Raw genomic sequence first — 17,419 nt, forward strand, 5'->3', positions numbered from 1 at the left:
CATGTTCTAAAACTCTGCAAAAATACAAAAAAAAATGCATATAAACAAATAACATTCGCCATTTTTGCACTATTTAAAATAAATACATGCAAAAATGGCGAATGCCTTGGTTTTTATTCGAAAACTTCGTCGATGCTGCCACCTCCTACTTCCTCAAAGTCATCCTGTTCGGCTGCCTTTCGGGAACAAGGATTGTAGTCTTCCGGCAAATCGAACTTGATAGCAGGACTGATGCCCAGCGACGGGTCGGCATAAACCTTCTTCATGAATATTGCCCAGATAGGCAAAGCCATGGTAGCGCCCTGACCCATACTCATGGAATCGAAGTGGATATCACGCTCCTCACCACCTACCCAGCAGCCACTTACGAGTTGTGGAGTAAAGCCGATAAACCAACCGTCGCTGTTGTTATTGGTAGTACCGGTCTTGGCGCCAATCTGTCCTTCCAGGTTATAACGGTAGCGCAGTCTTCCTGCCGTACCATTATCCACAACGCCCATCAGCATGGTGAGCATCTTCATGGCATTATCGGCACTGATTACCTCGTTCATACGTGGCTGGAAGGTAGCAATCGTATTACCTTCATTATCCTCGATACGGCTCACAAACATTGGAGCAGTACGGATGCCGTGGTTGGCAAATACGGTATAGGCACTCACCATCTCGCTGACACTTACCTCACATGGTCCCAGACAGAGACTCATGGATGCATGGATGTCAGGACTGTTGATGCCGAAGTCGCGCAACATCTGTACGAACTGCTGCGGATTGAGCTTACTCATCAGATAAGCACTCACCCAGTTGCTACTCTGTGCCAATCCCCAACTCAGCGGAACCATCTGTCCGGCACGTGAATGGTTGGCGTTACGAGGCGTCCACGGACGACCTGCCACCATATAGGTCTGCTGACGGTTAGGCGCCAAATCGCAAGGCTGGAAGCCGTTAGACATCGCCAGGCTGTAAAGAAATGGCTTGATTGTAGAACCCACCTGGCGGCGTCCCAGACTCACCATGTCATACATGAAATGAGTATAATCCAATCCACCCACATACGCTTTCACAGCACCCGTCTTAGGGTCCATGCTCATAAAACCGCTACGCAGAAAACTCTTGTAATAACGGATAGAATCGAGCGGACTCATCAGCGTATCAATATCACCATGATAGGTAAATACGGTCATCTCCTGCTTCTTGCGGAATGCCGCCTTGATTTCATCCTCAGAATATCCCGCAGCCTTCATCGTACGGTAACGCTCACTCTGGGTGATACTGCGGTTCAGTATACTCTTAATCTGTTTCGGTGTCAGCTTATCGCTGTATGGCGAGCTTGGTTTGCGGGCTATCTCTGCACTGAAGCGAGGCTGCAGATAGCGGGCTACATGCTGATACATAGCCTCTTCCGCATACTGCTGTATACGGCTATCAATAGTTGTAAACACCTTCAGTCCATCACTGTATACATTATATGGCGAACCATCCTTCTTATAGTTCTTGTTGCACCATCCATAGAGCGGATCATTCTCCCACTGGATAGAATCCACCACAAACTGGGCACGGTTCCAGGATGGATAATCACTACGCTCCGGACGCTTAGCCATCATATACTGGCGAAGGAACTCACGCAGATAAGTAGCCGAACCATCCTTATGGTCGGTACGGTGGAAATTGAGCGTCAGCGGCTCAGCAGCACACTGGCTATACTCGCCCCGGCTCAGATACCCCGCCTTCACCATCTGCGAAAGAACCACATTTCTGCGCTCCCTCGCTCTCTCCGGATAGCGAACCGGATTGAAGAGCGACGGATTCTTGCACAGTCCGATGAGCGTTGCCGACTCACAGAGGGTCAGATTCTTCGGTTCCTTATTAAAATAGGTATTGGCCGCCGTCTTGATTCCTACAGCATTGTGCAGGAAATCGAAGTAATTGAGATAGAGAGCCAGAATCTCCTCTTTGGTATAATAGCGTTCCAGCTTCACCGCAATCACCCACTCTATCGGCTTCTGCAACAATCGTTCCATCGTACTGCCTGCCTTCTCAGAATAAAGCTGCTTGGCGAGCTGCTGCGTGATGGTACTTCCACCACCCGCATTAGTCTGTCCCAGGATACCACGCTTGACGATGGCACGTCCCAGTGCACGGAAGTCGATACCTGAATGCTCATAGAATCGCTCATCCTCAGTAGCCACCAGCGCCTTTATTAAATAAGGTGACATTTTCTTGTAAGGAATCACGATACGGTTCTCCTTGTTCAGGTTCCACGTACCAAGCACCTTGCCATCGGCAGAGTAAACCTGGGTGGCAAATCTGTTGATAGGATTCTGCAGATCCTCGATGTCGGGCATGTAGCCAATCATTCCAAACCAGATGGCAACAAAGGCAAGAATTACCATGAGTATTCCGGTGCCGAAAACAGCCCATAAAATATGTATAAATCGCTTTCTCATCACTATTTCTTTAAATATTTGTGCAAAATTACATAAAAGTTTTGACTTATCACACATAAATCAGATTTTTTATGTAACTTTGTGGGCGATTTTAGAACATTCAATCAAATTTCAAATGGAAAAACATAATTTTGTGACCATTGCAGACCTTTCCAAGGAGAAAATCATGTACCTCCTGGAAATGGCGCAAGAGTTCGAAAAGCACCCGAACAGGGAGTTGTTGAAGGGAAAGGTCGTAGCGACCCTTTTCTTCGAGCCATCTACTCGTACCCAACTCAGTTTCCAAACCGCTGCCAACCGCCTTGGTGCCCGTGTCATTGGTTTCTCTGATGCCAAGACATCCAGTACCACCAAGGGTGAGACCCTCAAGGATACCATCCTGATGGTAAGCAACTATGCCGATGTAATCGCCATGCGCCATTTCATCGAGGGAGCAGCCCAGTATGCCAGTGAGGTAGCACCAGTGCCTATCGTAAATGCAGGCGACGGCGCTCACATGCATCCTTCACAGTGCCTGCTCGACCTCTACTCTATCTACAAGACCCAGGGTACCCTGGAGAACTTGAACATCTATCTTGTGGGTGACCTCAAATATGGCCGCACCGTTCACTCACTTATCACAGCTATGCGCCACTTCAATCCTACTTTCCATTTCATCGCACCTAAGGAACTCGCCATGCCAGAAGAGTATAAACTCTACTGCAAGGAGCACAACATCAAATATGTTGAGCACGAGGACTTTAACGAAGATGTGATTGCAGGTGCCGACATCCTCTACATGACCCGTGTACAGAAGGAGCGTTTCAGCGACCTGATGGAGTATGAGCGCGTAAAGAACGTGTATATCCTGAAGCGTGACATGCTCTGCAAGGCGAAGGAAAACATGAAGATCATGCATCCGCTGCCACGTGTCAACGAGATTGCTTACGATGTAGACGATGATCCACATGCATACTATATCCAGCAGGCTCAGAACGGTCTCTATGCGCGTGAGGCTATCTTCTGCCACTGCCTCGGCATCTCGCTCGATGACGTGAAGAACGATAAAAGCATAATTGAATAATGTTGAATGTTGAATGTTGAATGTTAAGTTGCCTAACGGACACCTAACATGGCCCTCAAGGGCGCAAGCCTCACTCAACATTCAACACTCAACATTCAACACTCAACACTCAACATTTAAAAAAAAAGAGATGGGAAATAATAAAAGTCAATTAGTGGTTGCGGCTATCGAGAACGGTACCGTAATCGACCATATACCAGCCGAAAAGACCTATCAGGTAGTAAATCTGCTCCAGTTGGAGAAGATGGAGACTCCTGTTACTATCGGCTACAACCTGCCAAGCAAGAAGATTGGCAAGAAGGGCATCATCAAGGTTGCCAACAAGTATTTTACCGATGAGGAAATCAACCGACTCTCTGTCGTTGCGCCTAACATCGGACTGAGTATCATCAAAGACTACGAAATCGTAGAGAAGAAGACCGTCAAGACTCCTGATACGCTGAAGGGCATCGTAAAGTGCAACAACCCTAAGTGCATCACCAACAACGAGCCTATGCAGACCCTCTTCCATACCGTAGACAAAGTGCTCGGTATCGTACGTTGCCACTACTGCGACAAAGAGCAGCAATTGGGCAAAGTAGAGCTCTGCAAGTAATAAAAACAGGTAGTTTATAACAAAAAGTAAGCAATATCACTCAAAATGTTACGATTTATTTGGTAGTTTGAGAGATATTGCTTATTTTTGCATCCGATTTCATTAAACATCAACCATAAAAAGTAAAGGGAAATGGTAAAAGATCAAGAGATTTTCGACTTAATCGAAAGAGAACATCAGCGCCAGCTGAAGGGTATGGAGCTTATCGCTTCTGAGAATTTCGTGAGTGACGAGGTGATGAACGCTATGGGTTCTTACCTTACTAACAAGTATGCCGAGGGTCTGCCAGGCAAGCGTTATTATGGCGGATGCCAGGTAGTTGACATCGTAGAGAACCTCGCCATCGAGCGTGTAAAGAAGGTGTTCGGTGCTGAGTATGCCAACGTACAGCCTCACTCTGGTGCACAGGCTAACGCTGCTGTTCTGCTTGCCGTATTGAAGCCAGGTGATACCTTCATGGGCTTGAACCTCGACCACGGCGGCCACCTCTCTCATGGTAGCCACGTCAATACATCCGGTATTCTCTACAACCCTATCGGTTACAACCTGAACAAGGAAACAGGCCGTGTAGACTACGACGAGATGGAGAAGCTGGCTCTTGAGCACAAACCAAAACTGATTATCGGTGGTGGTAGCGCTTATAGCCGCGAGTGGGATTATGCCCGCATGCGCAAGATTGCCGATGAGGTAGGCGCGCTCCTCATGATCGATATGGCTCACCCTGCAGGTCTGATTGCAGCCGGTCTGCTCGACAACCCATTGAAGTATGCGCACATCGTTACTTCTACTACTCACAAGACCCTCCGTGGTCCTCGTGGCGGTATCATTTTGATGGGCAAAGATTTTGACAATCCATGGGGTTTGACTACCAAGAAGGGCGAGGTTAAGAAGATGAGCATGCTCTTGAATTCTGCCGTATTCCCAGGTCAGCAGGGTGGTCCGCTGGAGCACGTCATCGCTGCCAAGGCAGTAGCCTTCAATGAGAATCTGCAGCCTTCATGGAAGGAGTATGCTACTCAGGTAAAAAAGAATGCAGCCGTACTCGCAGATGACCTCATCGGTCGCGGATTCGGTATCGTGAGCGGTGGTACAGACAACCATTCTATGCTCGTAGACCTCCGAAGTAAATATCCAGATCTTACAGGTAAAGTAGCTGAGAATGCGCTGGTTGCAGCCGACATCACAGTCAACAAGAACATGGTTCCATTCGACAGCCGTTCTGCCTTCCAGACATCAGGTATCCGCCTGGGTACAGCAGCCATGACCACACGTGGTGCCAAGGAAGACATGATGCATCTCATTGCCGAACTCATCGAGGAGGTTCTGAATGCTCCTGAGGACGAGAAGGTCATTGCCCGCGTTCGCGAAAAGGTGAATGCAACAATGAAGGATTACCCTCTCTTCGCATACTAATCGTTACGGATAAATATAATTACAAACTGCGGGCCTTCCGTCCGCAGTTTTTTGTTTCATTTAATAAATAATAAAGAAAAGAAAAAAATTATGAAAAAGATGAAAAGCCTACTGCTCATGGCACTTGCGTTGCTCCCTGCGAGCAAAACTTTAGCACAGACCAACGCCCAAGTTTTCTACGACTTCGGCAGTGACCGCAAGTTTGTTACCCTCACACTCGAAATGTTCAAGCAGGACAAATGGGGTAGCACTTATTTCTTTGTAGACCACGACTTCAACTACGACAAGATGGACACCAACAGTCCAAACGTGGCACAGGGTGGTACCTATACAGAGATTTCACGTGCATTGAACTTCTGGCAGAACAGCCCAATGAAGAACTGGAGCCTCCACGTAGAGTATAATGGTGGTATTACCAAGAACTACCCTATCAACAATGCCTGGCTCTTCGGTGTGGAGTATTTCATGCACGACAAGAGTTTCAAGAACACCTTGACACTCCAGGCACTCTACAAGACTATCCGCAAGACCGACCAGAACGTGCCGATGCAGTTGACTGCTGTTTGGGGATGCAAAGACATCTTTGGATTAAAGGGATTGAACTTTAGCGGTTTCGCAGATTTCTGGTGGGAGGACCACAGTTCTTTCCTGGATAAGGATGGCGACCCAAAGCTCGACAAGGATGGCAACATCGATTACAAAGCTGAGCACACCGTCTTCACTACTGAGCCACAGCTCTGGTATAATGTAGGCCAGCACTTCGGCTGCGAGAACCTGAGCATAGGTAGCGAGGTAGAAATCAGCCACAACTTCGGCAGCAATGCCGGCTGGATGGTTCGCCCTTGCCTCGGTGTAAAGTGGGACTTCTAATTACGAATTTCTTAGCTGCGGAAAATTTTCAAAATGAATTTTTGAAAATTTTCCGCACTATTTCTTAACCACTTTATATTCTGTTTTCCAACAACTTACGTTACTTTCTTACTATCAATCCGCCATCAGAAATTCCTCCGATTCCGCCTTTTTTCTTATTGTACTGACGGGTTACACCGCTCAAGTTAACTCCGCCAACACCCTCGGATGTAGCGTTTACACTTTGGCAGTCAACCTTGGCTTTCACGCTGCCCACGCCGTCGTTCTTGATAATCAGACTGCCGCCATTAAACATTTCCAGATTAACAGAGCCTACGCCCTCATTATCCAGTTTCACACTTCCCATCTCAATCTTAGAGATTTTCACCGAGCCTACGCCTTCGTTATCAATGTTCATATCATCTCCAGCCACATCATCGATATTTACCGAGCCAACACCCTCGTTGGTTACCTCCAGTTTGTTGGCAAGAATCTTCCCAATCTTGACAGAGCCTACACCCTCGTTATCGATTTTCAGGCGGTCGCTATTAATCGTCTTGGCATAGAATGAACCCACGCCTTCCTGTGCAATCTTCACCAGGTCAGGACTGGTGATATAAATCTTGAGTCTATTCTTTTCAGAGTTACACGCGGCAGGCACTTTGAGCTTTCCGTTGAGTCCGATCTTCACCTCGCCGTCACGATAAACCACCTTGAGTTTCTCCTTGAGTTTCTGTACGAACTCAGCATCCTTGATGGCAGTGTAATCCAATCGAACGCTGCATTCATCGCCATTGTTCTGGGTATAATAAACACTGGCAATCACATCCACGTCGATAGCCTTGAAAGGCTTCTCGGTCAAATCATCCTGCGTAAAGTTGAGACTTCCCTTCATTTCACTGGCAGAAGATCCCATACTGCAAGAACTCAAGCCCATTGGGGCAAAGAATAAAGCGGCAGCCACCGCCCAAATACATAATTTCTTCATATCATTTCTATTTTTATGTTTCTAAATACGTGATAAACCGAATACCTTTCTGTTTCGGAAATCTGATGGTTAGACGTAAGAAGATACAAAAAGGTTGCAGGATAAGAGAAAAAATGCAGAAAAAAAAGTGCAACAGAAAGCTATTCTCACTGGAACAGTCTCCTGTTCTTACTGAAATAGCCTTCGTTAGTCACTGAAACAGCCTTCGTTAGTCACTGAAATAATATTCGTTGACTATTGAAGTAAGCCTCACTCCAATTTCAAGCAAGCAACACGCCATAACATTAAGGTATTCAAGGAAAAGGCACAAATTCTACAAGGCGTTCCAATAGATTTATTTTTCTCTATCCCCCAATGCAAAAAATGCCTAAAAATTTGGAAGTTACAAATTTTCAGCGTATCTTTGCAGAAGATTGTACGGCGCTCGGCAATTCGAAAGCAAGCTTTCATTGCACTCACTGACATAATCTTTGCAAAAGTATTAATTTAAATGAATCGCGTATGAAGCAGGTAGAAGAAAGATACATCAAAGCCGAGATAGCCAAATTCACTCCGCAGGAAATGAGGGAGTACGAAACCAGCAAGATGACATATCGCGACATCAAGAATTCCGTAGACACCGCCAAGCGTGAAGGTATAGCCGAAGGCATGGAAAAAAGGAGTCTTGAGATTGCCAGAAAGATGCTGGCAAAGGGCATAGATGAAGCGACGGTAAAGGAAATAACCGGGCTGTCGGCGGAACATATACTGCACTAAAAGCAGAAATATAGATTACTTATTTGCTGAGCAGAAAATATAAGCTAATGTGAAACAGGTTTTCTTAGATACAAATGTGATATGATTTCAGAAAAAGAATTAAATAGCTATCGACTGACAAGCATGGAAGAGCCAACAGATGAAATGCTGGCTCAGATTATACATGAGGCTGCCGAAATACAACAGAGAAAACGAAGAAGCTTACAGAAGTTATTTTGCCAATATGCAAAAACTGGCTAAAGAACAACGACAAAAATTCAATTTGAATTAATGGAGGCAAAAATACACAAACCCGTTTTAATTGTCATTGCAGGACCTAATGGTTCTGGGAAGACAACAATAACCAGTCGTGTATTACACCACGAATGGCTAGAAGATTCTATTTATATCAACCCAGACAATATTGCACAAAAAGAGCAAAGAACCACCCTTCACCTCGTCACCACAACACATATCCATCATCGTATTCCCTACATTTGTTTTCCAGGTTTACTGAACGACCGTAGGGAGTGATAACTTCTTTAACTTCCCTTTAACTTCTTTAACTGCTTAAACTTCTTTAACTCTTTTAACTTCTGAACTTGCCTTAAACTTGAATCATCTAATATGCAAAACTTCGGTTTTTCTGCGTTAATATTTGTTTAAAAATCAGTCCTTTTTCGGTATCGTTAACTTCTTTTATCTGATAATTGTTTAACACAACATAAGACGGGATACCCTACCCCACTCGCTTTTCAAAGATTTCAGCGGTAAGAAAAGAGGAAAAAGGGGACCCTTAAAAAATAGCACCTCTTTTGGAACCAAAAATAAACGCTTAAAATATGTAAAAACGGGCAGAATTCTTAAAATATGTTTATAAAAAGCGAAAGACACCCTTCACCACCCTTCACCCGTAACTATTTGACACATAAAACGTTAAATAAAAAGGTGAAGGGTGAAGGTTTGAAAACTCTTTTTTATATATACGCGCGGCAAGGGAAAAAATCCGTTTTTTCATTTTTCTGATTTTCTGGTTTTTCCAAAAATCCTAAAAAAAGAATATATATATAAGATTTAAAATATACCCTTCACCCTTCACCTCGTCACCACAACACATATCCATCATCGTATTCCCAACATTTGTTTTCCTGGTTTATTCTTCGGAGATATTCTGCTATCTTTCGGAGATATTTTCGTATTCTTCGGAGATATTCTGCTATCTATCGGAGTAATTTCCGTGTTATTGATTTCAGAAATAGTTATCATTTGACAAGTGTAAGAGCCAATTCGTTACCGCCCACACCAAGCCAACCTCGTGACCATCAGAGCGAAAAACAATGAATTAACTTTATTTAACGGCAAAAATCAACTGATTATGTAAAAATTACAGTAAATTTGCAGCGTCTAACGGCTCCACTTGTAAGTGTACGCAAGATGATGATAGTCAAACTACCAAAACGATAGTCAAACTACCAAAAATACAACGAGCTAGAGGACAAGAATATAAGTAAGTGGTATTAAAGAAACTGAAAGTACAATTTAAACTTAAATAGATATGAAAGTATTCAATTCTAAACTTGCTGCCATCGGTTTGGCAGCATTCGTATTCGCATCATGTAGCGACAGTAACAGCGACCCTACAGGTGGTTCACCAGCAATCAATCCTGCAGAGATTACCAACATTACACTTAAATCACAGACTGTTGACAACAGCCGTGTAATCAATTACAAGAACTCAACAGCTAAGGCAAGAAAGTTCTTCCTTAACACAAGAGCAGGAAGCTCTATTTTTCCTGCTTTCAAAGATGCTCCTAAAGAGGAAAACGCAAAGCAGCTCAATAAAGAAGCTGACCTCACAAACAAGAACTATGCAATTACCGGCAATAAGAGCCTTAACTTCGCTGGTAAGACTATCGATGGTGCTACTATCTTTGTACACGGAGGCTCTACTTTCGAGTACGATAATACAACAAAGATGACCAACACTACCATCGTATTGCTGAGTAGCGCTACTTTGAAATATACCGGCACTGGCGAAATGATAGCTAAAGGCAACACCGTATTCTGCACAGATGCCAAGAACAAGTTTGTTGCTACTGGTGACATCAACATCAATGGTGAACTTTACGCTAATTTTACAGGCACTACAAATGATGGCAAGAATTTGGTAACAGGTCTTGGAGCTATCAAAGAAACTACTGCTGCAGAAAAGGAAAAGAGTATCACTCCTACCCAGAAGATTACTTTCGGTGCTCATGCAAATGCTTACATCAAGGGTTCTATCCGTGCCACTGAGTTGAACATCGAGAATGGTGCAAGTATTTACACCACATCTAATATCTTCAACAACGGTACTGTAAACATTAAAAGTCAGTTAGGCATAGAGGGCTTCCTGAAGGCTCAGAACCTCAACGTAGATGGCTACTTGGAAGCTGGCAAAAACTCAGCCATCAAGGTATTGGGTACTATGAACGTAAATGACGGTGCTTATATTTCTGCCAACTACATCAATGTTACAAACAACCCTAAGAATGCTGATGGTTCACAGCAGAAAGACGAGAACGGTAAAACCATCCCTGGCAATGCAACTCTGAACTTGAATGGCAATTGCACCATTCATTTGAGCAACAAGAACGTAATAAACGTCAACAACTTGGTAACAGACAACAGCAACCAGGGTCAGATTGAGTTGGCAGAAGACAACGCTGTAGCAGTAATCAAGGCTGATAAGTTCGAAAACAATGGCAAAGAGAGAATCCTTTCATTCAAGACCAGTGGCAATAACTCATGTTTTCTGTTCCAGTTTACAAAGTGCTTCAATGGCTCTACAGAGTTGAATACATTCGAGGATCTTGCTATCCAGGCTACATATATCGACTATGACAAGACTACCCAGAACGATATGGTTGACTATAAGGATGAAAACAACAAGAACTATGGTTATGAGTGGAAGGGAGACGCTTCCAAGTTGGTTGCAACTCAGAAACTTGACTTGATTGCTTCTGCAGAAGATCCTAAGGACGGTGAGTCTGCAACATGTATCCAGCCTGCAAATAACAAGTTGTATGTTTCATATCATACTAACGGAAACAATAAAGTTGGTGGTAGCATCGAGGTTGCAAGCATGACAGAAGGCAGCAAGACTTTGACTATCGAACAGAGCAAGAAGGCAGATAATATCGACTACAACCACCTGATTGTTAAAGGTGACAAGCTATTCCTCGCAGGTAGCCAGCAGGGCAATGGTAAAGATGTAGAAGGTGGTCATTCTGTAGGTGCTTTCATGGGTGAAGTTGCTATTACAGGTTCAGGCATTAGCGACAACCTGATTCTCCATTCTGTTGATAAGAAGAGCGACAAGGTAGACGCAAACTGCGTTGCAGCATATGGTACAGATCATGTATTGGCAACAACTCAGGGATTCTACGTAATCGATAAGGATGATAATGCTGAGCTCTACCTGCAAGGCACAGTAGCCAAGCATGTTATCAGTAACGGCACCAAGATTTATGCATTGACAGAAACAGGCAGTTTGAACGTATACAATAGTTCTGATATGACTACTCCTGAAAAAACTTACACAGTTGGCGCAGTAGCACCTAAGGGTAATAAGGCGGTAATAGCTATTGACGAACCAAATGGTGATATCTACGTCTGCAAAGGTAAGAATGGTGTGGCTAAGATTTCAGGTAATACAGTAACTGATTTCTTTACTTGTCCAACTATCTCTTCTGGAGATAAGCAAGGTCAGACTGAAGGTAATGCTAATGGTGTAGCTGTAGATGGTAAGTATGTATACATTGCATGTGGTAGCTATGGAGTTGTTGTTCTTGACAAGACAACAGGCAAGGAAGTTTGCCACCGCAAGGCATCTAACGGCAAGTCTGCCAACTATGTAGCAGTAGCCGATGGTAACATCTATGTTGCTTACGGTCAGAGCCGTATCCAGGTTTACAAGCTCACACAGACGAACTAAGTAATATTAATAAAACTCTCTTGTTCTCCCTCACTCTATCGTGAGGGAGAACAAACCTTATAAAAGCTCATTAGGACAGCTATTATATTAAGGTATAAGTTGAAAGAAAAGGTAACGTATTAACAACAAAAATTGAAACATCATGAAAGCAATGAACTTTAAACTTGCTACTATCAGTTTCGCCGCATTGCTCCTCGCATCATGTAGTGATAGCAATAGTGATGGTGAAACCACTGTATCACCAATTATGAATCCAAAAATCATTGGCAGTACAGTCGTTTCAACTACAGATGCACAAACTCTTGCAACACAAATCATTAATTATAAGGCGAAAGCAGCAAGTGCTACTAAGGCTACTAGAACAATTGATGACAACAACTCTGCAACTTTTAAGGGAGTAATTGATATGCCGGCAGAACCAGCTGTTCCGGCAGAAGCAATTGACTTGGTCTCAGCTCCACAAGGGACAGCATTATCTGGTAATGTTTTTAAAATTTCATCTGGAAACATAACTCTTACCAATCAATTCCAGATGAGCAATACCGCAACCATCTACGTAGAAAGCGGAGCAACCCTTACCTATAATTATTGGGATGGTGGCTACAAAATCATCGTATTGAAGGGCGGAAAGCTGGTTGATTCATACGGAAATGCTACCAAGCTCTGTGACATAGACAACTATGGTACAATTGAGTTCTTAAAAGAGAGAATAGATATCAACAAAACATTCAGAACATCACAAGATTTGAATGTAGTTGATAAAGACTTAGCCATCTCAGGCAAAGCCTATTTTGGCGGCAATGTTACTTCTAAGAATTTCTATCCAGGAAGCGGAATCATCAATATCAAAGGTGATTTGAATCCGGGAGGAAACGAGTTGAAGCTCTGCTCTACTAATGGAGAAACAAATGGAACAAAGATGAATGTTGATGGTAAAATTACAGCCCAAAGACTGGAATTAACAAACAGCTCTGTTCTCTACTCGGGATGTGGCGCCAAAATTGCAGGCGAAGTGAACATCAACACTGCTGGTACAGCTTTACATGCCAAATATCTGGAGTGCTCAAAATTCACTCAGAATTCAGGAGCCAAACTCATCCTGTCTGACCAGAGTTACATCAATTGTTCTGGTGAATTTGCATCATATAATAACGATACCAGTTATAGCATTCTGGAAGGCGATGATGCCAAGGCGGTTATAAAGGCAGATAAGTTCTTCTTCAACAACGGTGCTCCACAGAAAGATGATGCCGGTGAGGAATATTTCCTGGTAAAGATGTTCTCTACCCCAGGAAAAAACAACCCACAGATTGTAGCAGATGGAACATTCTATGTCAACTGGCAGAAAGCAAATGTAAGATTCACAGATGCCAATATGTTTGTTACAAACGGAGTTACAAAGAACGAAGTGGTTATCAACCGAACAACAGATTGCGGTAATCCTGGATGGATTAATCCAAATCCAAAACCATCCCCAGAACCGGAGCCAGAACCAACTCCTACTCCAACACCAAAACCAGAACCAACACCAAATCCTAAACCAGGTTTGGATCTGATTACAACTGTGGAACCGGAACATACACATAATATTTCTGCAACAGGTATCATGCCTCTGAATGGATATCTCTACATGTCATACCACACCAACCAGAATCAGAAAGATAATACTGAGTTTTCTCATGGTGGATGTATCGAGGTGATGTCACCAGTTAAAGATGACAAGGCAGAGCTGAAACAGTATATTTACGATTCGGCAAGAGATCTCGACTTCAACCATATCCTGGCAACCAAACTGAACAGCGACGAATATAAAATCTTCCTGCCAGGAAGTTCAAACAAGAAGGGTGCTATGCTGGCATACATGGATATCAGAAAAGATCACATGCTGGCTGATGAGTCTATGGAAATAACCAGCACGGATGGAAAAGAAGTTACCATCAAGCAGCCATTGAACTATGTTCAGTTGAAACAAGCTTTGGAAAAGTACAAAGGTTACGATGAAAACTGCGTGGTATATAACGACAACACCAACCACCTGATTGTTGCAACAACCGAGGGTTATACTGTATATGACGCAACCACAATGAACGAGGTTGAGACATATAGCAAACCAGGAAAGGCAAAGCATTTGGCTATTGGTAATGGTAAGATTGTTGGTCTCTATCTGAATGAGAGAAACAAAGATACCAAGATAGGTCTCCCTGCTACGATTGAAATCATAAACGAGAAGACAGAGGACTTCAACAACACCAAGACATTCGAAACCAACGTCAAGATTGAGCCTAATGATGGCAAGAATGTAATTGCTGTTAAAGACAACATGATTTATGCTTGCCTCAGTTCTGCCGGTCTCTATGTTTATGATATGAATGGCAACGAGCAATGGCACTACCAGATGCCGTCTCCAAAGAATAAAGAAGGAAAATGGAAGGCTCTCTGCAATGGATGTTTCGTTGACGACAACTATGTATATCTGGCATACGGTTCTTACGGAATTGTAGTAATCGACAAGAATACACATAAAGTAATTGCACATAGAGCCGTTGAGAAATCAGCCAACTATATCACGGTATATAATGGATACATCTATGTTGCTTACGGACGAAGCCGCATGCAGGTATTCAAATTGAACCTAGGCAAATAGTCAAAGAATGATTGCTCAAAAGGCAATAAGAAATATAATTAGAAACACGAGATGAATGCAGCTGCAACAGCTCGCAGCTGCATTCATCGTGTTTAATAACTCATTATGAAGCGAAAAATAATACTATACTCAACTACTGTTCTGCTACTTCTCATGGCAGCACAAAGCGCTATGGCTCAGACGAAAGGCAAAAAGCCGAAAAGTTTCAGCCCTAAGATGCTCGTATATGAGAACCTGAAGAACAATAATGTACTGAGACACTTTAAACAGCGCTTCGCACAACTCGACACTCTCATCAAAAACCCTATATGGGTGAAAGCACCAGTCATAGAACTGGGACTCAATAAACAGCATCACGCTGATATCAATAAGACCGACTCTCTGTTCTGGTCGAAAACTGCACATGAGCACCTAGCGCTCAACAGACACAACGGTCTGGAAGTGACCGGACAGGTTTATGCCCGACCTGATGCGTACTTCGATTCTGATGAAGACGACGCAAAAGAGGTATCAAAATATAAGATGAAGGTTCAAGCCGAACTGGGATGGAACATCATCAATTCGAAGTTCTACCAAGGCAAAGAGAAAAGAACGAAGATTGCTCTTGCCAATGAACTCGACCGCTTGCAAATAAAAAAGCGCCAAACTGCAGACATCTATGAAAAGGCAGCCGATGAGCTGACCGAACAATATAATTTCTATATCGGTACTGTCATAGCACACAGACTGGACAACCTCGACATCATGAACGAAGCTTACCAGTTTATGCTGGAAAAAGACCGAATCAGCAACGACAAGATGCTGAAAGTGATGAACGATAAGCTGGAGGCTGAATACGACATCTCCGTGCTCTGTACAGACAGAGATATCACCAACAAGCCTATCTACCGCATCAAACCAACCAAGATTGTGGTAGACACAACAGCCCTCTGGAACCATCTGAACCAGGAAAGTCTGGATGCACGAATCATGATGGTGAAAGAACAGATTGCTGACAACGACGGCAAGCTGACCAACTACTTAAGCACTACCCGACTCACACCATTCGCAAGATGGTCGAGTTACTGGCAGAGCAACAACAAGATTTCGAACAATGCCGACGTGGGCGTGAGATTCACCATTCCTATATGGAACGAAACGCCACGCAAGCGACAGGCACTGGAGACCCAGAAGGAAATCATACGCAGCAGCCGCGGTACCGACGTGAAGGAAATAAAACAATCGGTAGGCATCCTGCTCAAGAAGATAGACAACCTGAACAAGGCTATAGCCACCGAGGCTTTCCATATAGACCAGACCGGCAAATATATCGAAATGCGGCGGTTTGCCTACCAGAACCAGAAGCAGGGATACAACTATCTGATGCGTATGGACGAATATACGGGACTCCTGGAAAGTATGGAGCGAATGTATAAACTGATGCAGAACCGCGCCCTCGCTATCATCAATATAGAGAAAGCCGTGAGCATCTATGACAACAACAACATCTTCAAAGAAATAGAACTTTGAATGTAAGGAAACTAGAATATGAATGAATTCCAATATAATGGCACGCCACAAGAACAGGCGATGGCAGACTTGCTGAAGACGCAGAGTCACCGCCTAGCCAGACAGCAGATCATCTTTGCCCTGATCTTCCTGCTGGTTATCGTGCTTGCCGCCTACTATATTGTCACTCGTATGATATGGGCTACCTTCGACGGTTATATAACCCTCGATGAAAACCGTATCAGTGCCGTTGACGACATCTATATTCTTAAGGTAAACAAAGAAATGGGTGAAGTGGTGCATAAGGGAGATACGCTCTACTCTTATGTACTGCTAGGTAACATTGTGAACCAATACGACCCGAACATCCTGCCTTCTGCCGTAAAGGAGACTCACGACATGGAGGTGCAGGCTAAACTCGCACAGCAGGAGATTCCGGTATTGCGCACCCGCCTTGCCGAACTGAGGAAACAGAAAGCCTCAGAAAGTTCGGACATCTACTATGGTCTTACCGACAACACCAAGCGAAACGCACTGGATGCTGAGATTGCCGAGGTAGAAGAGGAATTGAGAAAGCAGGCTAACAAGGTGGAAATCTATGCACAGGCTAAGAACACCACCTATAACTTTATGAGTCGAAGAGGAGCCGGCAGAGCAAATGCTTCCATGCCTTACTCCAACACTAGCATCTACAACCCGGGACTTATACACTACTGCTGTGCACCAGCCGATGCTTACATCTCAAAAATCAATGTGAGCGACAAAACCCTGGTGTTCAAAAGCGAGGAGGTGATGGTTATCCAGCATACCGACTATGCAGACTGCCATCTGGGCGTAATCGCATACGTACCAAATGACATGGTAAAGTATATGGAAAGCCCTGACGATGCAGACATCATCATCAACAAAGACCTGGAACTGCAGGCTAAGTTGCAGATGGTAGGTCTGAGAGTAGAGGAAATACCAAAGCATCTGCAGAGTAACTTCTCGCATGATGCCAACGCAGTGGTTGCCGTCTTCACCCTGAACCCGAACCAGAGAGTACCGGCATGGGTAATGAGCAACAGACTGCCGGTAAGAATAAGAGTGAACAAGATTAGTGCCATGCTCGATCCGAAGCCACTGCCGATGTACACCATCCCAGTAGGCAAGAACGAAAACGTGAAGCGAAGCAACATGATTTCGAGCGACACCAATAATCATCAAGATAAAACGAAATAAAGA

General features: G+C 44.0%; 12 protein-coding genes and 1 pseudogene. 11 read left to right on the forward strand and 2 right to left on the reverse strand.

Annotation, left to right across the window (positions count from 1 at the left end):
- Positions 1–113: 113 nt before the first annotated feature.
- Positions 114–2,444 (reverse strand): penicillin-binding protein 1A, encoded by a 2,331-nt coding sequence (locus DWV53_RS01435; protein ID WP_118151144.1) that lies wholly within the window; start codon positions 2,442–2,444, stop codon positions 114–116.
- 115 nt (positions 2,445–2,559) lie between these two features.
- Between DWV53_RS01435 and pyrB the strand changes: the two genes are divergently transcribed.
- The 4 genes from pyrB to DWV53_RS01455 all read left to right on the forward strand — a co-directional run bounded on the left by pyrB (position 2,560) and on the right by DWV53_RS01455 (position 6,385).
- Positions 2,560–3,507 (forward strand): aspartate carbamoyltransferase, encoded by a 948-nt coding sequence (gene pyrB, locus DWV53_RS01440; protein WP_118062888.1) that lies wholly within the window; start codon positions 2,560–2,562, stop codon positions 3,505–3,507.
- Between the two features lie 130 nt (positions 3,508–3,637).
- Positions 3,638–4,102 carry an aspartate carbamoyltransferase regulatory subunit gene (gene pyrI, locus DWV53_RS01445; RefSeq protein WP_117587317.1) on the forward strand — a complete coding sequence of 155 codons (465 nt, stop codon included), beginning with the start codon at positions 3,638–3,640 and terminating at the stop codon, positions 4,100–4,102.
- A gap of 132 nt (positions 4,103–4,234) precedes the next feature.
- The gene (gene glyA / locus DWV53_RS01450; RefSeq protein ID WP_117587318.1) at positions 4,235–5,515 is read left to right on the forward strand and encodes a serine hydroxymethyltransferase; all 1,281 of its coding nucleotides are present in this window, start codon (positions 4,235–4,237) and stop codon (positions 5,513–5,515) included.
- Positions 5,516–5,605: 90 nt separating this feature from the next.
- A complete protein-coding gene (locus DWV53_RS01455; RefSeq protein ID WP_259318885.1) occupies positions 5,606–6,385 on the forward strand; it encodes a DUF5020 family protein in 780 nt (259 codons plus the stop codon).
- A 100-nt stretch (positions 6,386–6,485) separates the two neighbouring features.
- On the opposite strand, the gene DWV53_RS01460 is transcribed toward DWV53_RS01455, so the two are convergent.
- On the reverse strand, positions 6,486–7,352 hold the full coding sequence (locus tag DWV53_RS01460) for a GIN domain-containing protein (RefSeq protein ID WP_147468715.1): 867 nt from the start codon (positions 7,350–7,352) through the stop codon (positions 6,486–6,488).
- Positions 7,353–7,853: 501 nt separating this feature from the next.
- Between DWV53_RS01460 and DWV53_RS01465 the strand changes: the two genes are divergently transcribed.
- From DWV53_RS01465 to DWV53_RS01495, 7 genes and pseudogenes are all read left to right on the forward strand, one after another.
- The gene (locus DWV53_RS01465) at positions 7,854–8,108 is read left to right on the forward strand and encodes a hypothetical protein (protein ID WP_259318886.1); all 255 of its coding nucleotides are present in this window, start codon (positions 7,854–7,856) and stop codon (positions 8,106–8,108) included.
- Between the two features lie 81 nt (positions 8,109–8,189).
- The gene (locus DWV53_RS01470) at positions 8,190–8,348 is read left to right on the forward strand and encodes a hypothetical protein (RefSeq protein WP_181992382.1); all 159 of its coding nucleotides are present in this window, start codon (positions 8,190–8,192) and stop codon (positions 8,346–8,348) included.
- A 30-nt stretch (positions 8,349–8,378) separates the two neighbouring features.
- Positions 8,379–8,525, forward strand: a pseudogene (locus DWV53_RS15950) (zeta toxin family protein); the annotation flags it as partial.
- 1,117 nt (positions 8,526–9,642) lie between these two features.
- On the forward strand, positions 9,643–12,063 hold the full coding sequence (locus DWV53_RS01480) for a hypothetical protein (protein WP_118151150.1): 2,421 nt from the start codon (positions 9,643–9,645) through the stop codon (positions 12,061–12,063).
- A gap of 151 nt (positions 12,064–12,214) precedes the next feature.
- Positions 12,215–14,707 (forward strand): DUF5074 domain-containing protein, encoded by a 2,493-nt coding sequence (locus tag DWV53_RS15585; protein WP_181992376.1) that lies wholly within the window; start codon positions 12,215–12,217, stop codon positions 14,705–14,707.
- Positions 14,708–14,878: 171 nt separating this feature from the next.
- Positions 14,879–16,216, forward strand: coding sequence for a hypothetical protein (locus DWV53_RS01490; protein ID WP_147468716.1), 1,338 nt, complete (start codon positions 14,879–14,881; stop codon positions 16,214–16,216).
- Between the two features lie 18 nt (positions 16,217–16,234).
- The gene (locus DWV53_RS01495; RefSeq protein ID WP_118151155.1) at positions 16,235–17,416 is read left to right on the forward strand and encodes a multidrug transporter; all 1,182 of its coding nucleotides are present in this window, start codon (positions 16,235–16,237) and stop codon (positions 17,414–17,416) included.
- The last annotated feature ends 3 nt before the right edge of the window (positions 17,417–17,419 follow it).

The sequence above is a fragment of the Segatella copri genome (genome assembly GCF_003465495.1).
Taxonomy (GTDB): Bacteria; Bacteroidota; Bacteroidia; order Bacteroidales; family Bacteroidaceae; genus Prevotella; species Prevotella copri_G.

Bases quoted from the DNA above. Each gene is read 5' to 3' on its own strand.
- DWV53_RS01435 (WP_118151144.1), bottom strand. From the start codon at position 2,444: ATGAGAAAGCGATTTATACATATTTTATGGGCTGTTTTCGGCACCGGA.
- pyrB (WP_118062888.1), top strand. From the start codon at position 2,560: ATGGAAAAACATAATTTTGTGACCATTGCAGACCTTTCCAAGGAGAAA.
- pyrI (WP_117587317.1), top strand. From the start codon at position 3,638: ATGGGAAATAATAAAAGTCAATTAGTGGTTGCGGCTATCGAGAACGGT.
- glyA (WP_117587318.1), top strand. From the start codon at position 4,235: ATGGTAAAAGATCAAGAGATTTTCGACTTAATCGAAAGAGAACATCAG.
- DWV53_RS01455 (WP_259318885.1), top strand. From the start codon at position 5,606: ATGAAAAAGATGAAAAGCCTACTGCTCATGGCACTTGCGTTGCTCCCT.
- DWV53_RS01460 (WP_147468715.1), bottom strand. From the start codon at position 7,352: ATGAAGAAATTATGTATTTGGGCGGTGGCTGCCGCTTTATTCTTTGCC.
- DWV53_RS01465 (WP_259318886.1), top strand. From the start codon at position 7,854: ATGAAGCAGGTAGAAGAAAGATACATCAAAGCCGAGATAGCCAAATTC.
- DWV53_RS01470 (WP_181992382.1), top strand. From the start codon at position 8,190: ATGATTTCAGAAAAAGAATTAAATAGCTATCGACTGACAAGCATGGAA.
- DWV53_RS01480 (WP_118151150.1), top strand. From the start codon at position 9,643: ATGAAAGTATTCAATTCTAAACTTGCTGCCATCGGTTTGGCAGCATTC.
- DWV53_RS15585 (WP_181992376.1), top strand. From the start codon at position 12,215: ATGAACTTTAAACTTGCTACTATCAGTTTCGCCGCATTGCTCCTCGCA.
- DWV53_RS01490 (WP_147468716.1), top strand. From the start codon at position 14,879: ATGGCTCAGACGAAAGGCAAAAAGCCGAAAAGTTTCAGCCCTAAGATG.
- DWV53_RS01495 (WP_118151155.1), top strand. From the start codon at position 16,235: ATGAATGAATTCCAATATAATGGCACGCCACAAGAACAGGCGATGGCA.